Origin of the sequence: Streptomyces sp. NPDC059010 (genome assembly GCF_042740355.1) — a bacterium.
Taxonomy (GTDB): Bacteria; Actinomycetota; Actinomycetes; order Streptomycetales; family Streptomycetaceae; genus Streptomyces.
The window spans coordinates 1-5,803 of sequence record NZ_JBHYJA010000100.1 but is presented as its reverse complement, the minus strand read 5'-3'; the positions used below and the strand labels follow the sequence as shown (position 1 = coordinate 5,803).

Here is a 5,803-nt window from a genome sequence, read left to right as displayed (position 1 = left end):
TTTGAACCCGGTGGCCTGACGGCGAAGGCATGCATGGCCGCGCGGTCGGCGGGCTGCTCCGGCTATCGGCCCGACCGCCACGCGGATCCGGTTCGATGACCTATCGTCATGCAGGCGCCGTAGGGGACGAAGATCTCCCCGACCGTCGACTGGCCTATTCCACGACCAGCTGCACCATGGCCCGGGCCGGCCACCCGCCGCCAGTGATAGTGCGCCGGCACTGCGCAATCCCTGGATCTCCGGGCCATCCCGCCACGGGGTCCGGGCGGCCCGCACATGGAGACGGTCGAGGTGGACGTGCCTGAGGGCAGCTTGCCGGCCCTATACACCAATGGCCTGATCGAGCATCGCGGTCCGACGTCGACGTGGGCTTGACCACCCTGTGCCGGATCCTGGCCGACAACGCTCCATCCGTTGGCCTGCGTCGGCGGCTACACCGAGGACGCTTCAACCGATCCACCCCGCCAACGGCCTTCAGGGCACGCCCTGCGGGCGGTCGTGGCCCGATGCGTCCAGTGCAGATTCCCCTTGCTTCAAGGAGGTATGGATACGCGCTCTGCGCAACCGCGTCGACGGTGAGTTCCGGGATGCCGCCTCGGTCCCCCGTTCAGGCGGTCGGCTTCTCCGGAGCGTGGACTTGTACTTGGAAACCGATCGGTTTACAGTGATGGAAACCGATCGGTTTTCCCGCCTGGGGGAGGTGCTCGTGGCTGTTTCGGAGGCGCGAGCCCCTTCGTCGCCGGTGAGACCTACGTCTTGAGCCGCGTGGCATCGCGGTGACCGGCCGTAGATCGGCCATATGGACACCCGCCTGACCACGGGTGTCGACGAGCGCAGGTCCGACGCGCATGCCGGCGCTGTTCGACGTGTCCGCATCACTCATCCGCAGTTCACGCAAGGAGACAGAGGCATGCCCGACCAGGAAGTACGTTCCACGATGCACATTCCGGGGACCACCACCCACACCATCGCTCCGCGCCCGGGATCCGGCGGCCACGAGGGAACGCTGCGCTACCTCAAGGCGGGCACCGGCGCCCCCCTGGTCCTTCTGCACACCCTGCGCACCCAAGCCGAGCACTACCGCCACCTCATCCCGCTGATCGCGGACCAGTACACCGTGTACGCCCTCGACCTGCCGGGTATGGGCTACTCCGAGATCGTGCCCGGCGCGTCCTACGAAGAGCCGGCGCTGCGTGTGGGCGTCGAGCGGCTCCTCACCGAACTCGACCTCCACGACGTGACACTGGTCGGGGAATCCCTGGGCGGGGTACTCGCCCTGACCACGGCGGCCGATCTGCCGGAGCGGGTACGGCGGGTCGTGTCGGTGAACCCGTACGACTACCGCGACGGGATCGCCCGGTCCAGCCTCATTGCCCGCGTGGTGATCAGCGGGATCATCGCTCCGGGCGTGGGCAAGCTGATCGCCGAGCAGGAGCCCAAGCCCGTCCTGCGCAGGATCCTGCAGGGCGGCGTCGGTGACAAGGCCGCCTTCCGGGAGGACTACCTGGACGAGCTCCTCCAGTCGGGCAGGCGTCCCGGCTTCCCGACCGTCGCACGCGCTCTGTACCGGAACATGCCCAGCCTCATCGCGGCCCGCTCGCGCTACCCCGAGGTCAAGGCGCCGGTCCACCTCGTCTACGGCGAGAACGACTGGTCCCGCCTCTCCGACCGGGAGGCCAACAAGAGGGTGCTTCCCGCAGCCGACTTCACGCAGGTGCCGGGAGCGGACCACTTCATCGCGCTGGAGAGGCCCGAAGTGGTGGCCGACCTACTGAACGCGGTGGCCTGACACGAAAACGCTGAAAACCCTCACCGCACAGACAACCAAGGAGTCAACAACCATGTCCTCTCACGCCACATCCAACATCTTCGTCGTCGGCGGCACCGGGGCTCAAGGGATGCCCATCGTTCGCGCTCTTGTCGCCGACAAGAAGTACTCCGTCAAGGTCCTGACCCGCGACGCCGGCTCCCCCCGAGCTCAGGAGCTCGTGGCGCTGGGGAATGTCTCCATCCTCGAAGGAACGTTCGCTGACGAGGAGGTACTGCGTGAGGGATTTCGGGGCTGCGACGGGGCGTTCATCAACATCGACGGGTTCAACACCGGCGAGAAGGCGGAGACGTACTGGGCCATCCGCACGTACGAGATCGCGATCGAAGAAGGAATCAAGTTCTTCGTCTACGGCAACCTCGACTACGCCCTGAAGAAGTCGGGCTACGACTCCAGGTTCCGCACCGGCCACTATGACGGCAAGGGCCGCATGGCCGAGTGGGTGCTGTTCCAGAACGAGAAGAACAGGGATCGGATGGGAGCGGCGGTTTTCACGTCGGGTCCCTACATCGAGATGGTGATCTCTCCGCTCACGCCCATGACACCCTCGGTCGAGGACGGTGTCGTCACGTGGCGCGTCCCGCTCGGCGAGGGGGCCGTCCCGCACGTCGCCCTGGAAGACTGCGGCTTCTATGTCCGCTGGCTCTTCGACAACCCGGAACGGGCCAACGGCATGGACCTCGAAGTCGCCATCGAGCACATGACCTACGCCGACATGGCCGCGGCATTCGAGAAGGTCACCGGGCACCCGGCGCGGTACATCGACACCGATCTGGACGCTTATTGGAGCCATCCGGACCTGACGGGGATCGCCGATGCCCCTGCGGGATACAACGCCGACCCCGACGACAAGAGCACCATGAGTTTCCGCGACAATTTCACCGGATTCTGGAACGTGTGGAAGCACGGAATCATCACCAGGGACTACGCCCTGCTCGACGAGATCCACCCGAACAGGATCAGGACCGCCGAGGAATGGTTCCGCCGGGAGGACCAGTTGGGCAGGGAATCCGGCAAGGGAAGTCTCTGGGAAAGGGTCCAGGCGGAGAACTGGACCATGGAATCCGCGGTTCTCAAGAGCAGCGCGGACTTCAGGACGGGAAAGCTGTAGACGGACCGGTCCAGCGGTGTGCTCGGAAGCGTCGGCGGGTTTCCCGTGCGCGCAGCGGGTGGAGCGGAAGAGGTGTTCGCCACGGAGGTGATTGACCACAACCCCGCCACTGACGGGGCCTCGATCGCCACGGTTCCCGACTGATTCACCGACACACCGCACGGCAGCCTGTTCCAGCAGGAGCTTCCGGCGGCTGGGTGGCCCTCCATCAGCGGATGACGGCGGTCCACACCGGAGATGCCTTCGGCTTCCCCACCGGCGGCCCACGGTCGGCCTCAACGGCCAGGACTCATCATGCGTCGTCGACGGCAAGATCACCGAGATCCACCTGGGCAAAGGCTGAGCCGGGGCGCTTCCCCGGTGCAGTGCCAGTGCGGCAGCGAGTTCCGAGGCTGCTGGAGCTGACGTGGTAGGTGTCCTGAAGGCCGCTTGACCCTTCCGTCGGCTCCTGCCGGCCCGGGACCACCGCACGACGATGCGGGAGGGCCGGGCGGGGGCCTGGAAGACCTGCTGGCGGGTGACCCGGGCCGTTGCCGCGCTCTCCTCGAGCTCACCGGTGCTGGGGTCGCGGTTCCAGCGGGGGAAGTCGCCGGAGGTGACCTGGAGCAGTATGCGGTGGCCCGGGCGGAGGACGATGCTGGTCGACCACACGTCCACGGCGGGCTCGGCCGGCTCACCCGGTGCCGCTTCCCGTACCCGCAGGATGCCTTCGGTCACGTTGCGGGAGACGCCGTGCTCGTCGACGTCGCGCAGGCGGGCCACCCCAGTCGGTGGAGGGTCCGTCCATGGCGGCGAGGAGTACGGGCCTTGACACGGCCGGTGACTTCGAGGTCCTCGGCGAGCGGTTCGGTCGTGCCGGCCGGCTGGAGCCCCTCGCCGCGATCGACGCCATCGCAGCCGGCGTGTCCGCGGTCGCGGTCCGCGATGCCATCGGGCCGGACCGCGACCTGACACTGGACTTCCACGGCCGGTTCAGCGAGGCGATGTCCCGCCGTGCCCTGCCCTTCCTGGAACCACTCCTGGCGCTCTCCGTCGAGGAGCCCGTGCTGCCTGAGTCCTCCTGGGACCTCGGCGCCGTGGTGCGCTCCATCTCCATCTCTATCCCCATCCCCATCGCCACCGGCGAACGGCTCTGCTCCCGCTGGGACTTCCGCTCGGTGCTCTCCGACGGCATCGCCGTGACCCGGCCTGACATCAGCCATGCTGGCGGCATCTCCGGGCCCCACCGCATCGCCGCGATGGCGGAACCGTACGACGTCCTGGTGGCACCGCACTGTCCCCTCGGCCCGATCGCGCTCGCCGCCACCTCCAAATCTCCAACCCGACTTCGCCATCCCCGACTTCCTCATTCGGGAACTGGCCTTGGGCATCGGCTACGGCGACAGCAGCGGCCTGCTCGACTACCTCGCCGACACCACCGCACTCTTCACGTTCCGCGACGGGTACGTCGACCCCGACAGCGCCCGGCCTCGGCATCACCGTCGACGAGGACGTGGGTCGCGCCGCCGCCGAACACGGCCACCGCCGGCGCAATCCGGTCTGGCGCAACATCGGGGGCTCACTGGCAGCCCGGTAGCCGGCCGGCCCGATCCAAGGCCGCGGAGGAAAGGGGCCGAACCCTGGCTGGTTGGCGGGGCGTCAGCCGTTCAGGAAACCCAGGATGTGGTCGGCGACCGGCTTGGGCTGCTCCAGGTGCAGGAAGTGACCTGCGTCGGGTACGACGACGCGTTCCAAGCCGTTCGTGAACAGCGCGTCCATGCCCTCGCTCAACTCCACGGACATGCAGTTGTCGTCGGCCCCGTGGAGGTAGAGCGACGGGACGGTGATGGCACCGCTCGCCCGGGCTTCCATGATGCGGGCCGCCTCGTCCGCGGGCGGAGTGAACAACTGGCGGTAGAAGCCGAGGGTCTCCCGCAGGACACCTGGAGCACGGAAGGTTTCCTTGAGCGCGGCACGCTCCACCTCCGACAGCTCATAGCCGGGCGACCACTCACGCCAGAGCCGGTCGATGAAGGCGAAGTCGTCGAACGCGACGGCCGCCTCCGCGATGGCTGTCTGGAAGAAGTACATGTACCAGCTACGTCGTTGCTGGTCACCGTCGGTGACGAACGCGGTGCCCAGTTGAGGGCCGTAGGGAACCGCCATACCGACAAGCCTGCGCACACGTGTCGCGTCGAGGCTCGCTGCCGCGTACGCCGCCACCGCACCGAGGTCATGACCTATGAGATCCGCCTGCTCGCGCCCGAGCGCTTCGATCAGGGCGAGGGCGTCCTGACCGGTCGAGAACGGGCGATAGGAGCCGTCGGGTGCCGCGCCACCGGGCCAGTACCCGCGGAGTGCGGGTGCGACCGCCCAATACCCCTCCCGTGCAAGGCGGTTGAGAAGCCCCGTCCAGCTTGCTGCATGGTCGGGAAAGCCATGGAGGCAGAGGACCAGCGGCCCGCTGCCGGCCTCCAGGATCGGAACTTCCAATCCGCCTGCCAGAACCTTCCGATGACGTACCCGGCCAACTGACGGGGACTGGGGCTCATGGGTCGCGGAGTCCTCGCCGAACGGCGGTCGCGGTGTCACATGGGTCATGAAGTCAACTCCGAGGCGCCTTCACGGCGTCGCGGTCCTGCGGGTCAGGACCTGGTGGCGATTCTGTGTGTTGATCCGGTGCGGCGGCGAGTTCTGGGGTCGCTGGGGCCAGTGGCCGCTGTCCGGCAGGACGACATGCGTGGGCGGAGGTTTCTCGCGAGGCGGTCGGCGTACGGACAGGGGTCCGCCCGGCCCTCGCGCCGGTTCCTGTCAGCGTGGGACCACTGGCAGGACGATGCGGGAGGGCCGGGCGGGGTGGTGGAAGTCATGCCGTCGTGTTGAGC

The 5,803-nt window shown here is 67.7% G+C and carries 4 protein-coding genes and 1 pseudogene; 3 read left to right on the top strand and 2 right to left on the bottom strand.

Annotation, left to right across the window (positions count from 1 at the left end; translation table 11 throughout):
• Positions 1-910 precede the first annotated feature (910 nt).
• Positions 911-1,789: an alpha/beta fold hydrolase gene (locus ACFWYS_RS46395; protein ID WP_384783130.1), complete on the top strand. Its 879-nt coding sequence runs from the start codon at positions 911-913 to the stop codon at positions 1,787-1,789.
• Between the two features lie 52 nt (positions 1,790-1,841).
• Positions 1,842-2,939 (top strand): NmrA family NAD(P)-binding protein, encoded by a 1,098-nt coding sequence (locus tag ACFWYS_RS46390; protein ID WP_384783127.1) that lies wholly within the window; start codon positions 1,842-1,844, stop codon positions 2,937-2,939.
• A gap of 534 nt (positions 2,940-3,473) precedes the next feature.
• On the opposite strand, the pseudogene ACFWYS_RS46385 reads toward ACFWYS_RS46390, so the two are convergent.
• Positions 3,474-3,656: pseudogene (locus tag ACFWYS_RS46385) on the bottom strand (CocE/NonD family hydrolase C-terminal non-catalytic domain-containing protein); the annotation flags it as partial.
• Between the two features lie 68 nt (positions 3,657-3,724).
• Here ACFWYS_RS46385 and ACFWYS_RS46380 point away from each other — a divergent pair.
• Positions 3,725-4,684 carry an enolase C-terminal domain-like protein gene (locus ACFWYS_RS46380; protein WP_381309105.1) on the top strand — a complete coding sequence of 320 codons (960 nt, stop codon included), beginning with the start codon at positions 3,725-3,727 and terminating at the stop codon, positions 4,682-4,684.
• Here ACFWYS_RS46380 and ACFWYS_RS46375 read toward each other — a convergent pair.
• Positions 4,578-5,411, bottom strand: coding sequence for an alpha/beta fold hydrolase (locus ACFWYS_RS46375; RefSeq protein ID WP_384783125.1), 834 nt, complete (start codon positions 5,409-5,411; stop codon positions 4,578-4,580). The genes ACFWYS_RS46380 and ACFWYS_RS46375 overlap by 107 nt on opposite strands.
• Between the last annotated feature and the right edge of the window lie 392 nt (positions 5,412-5,803).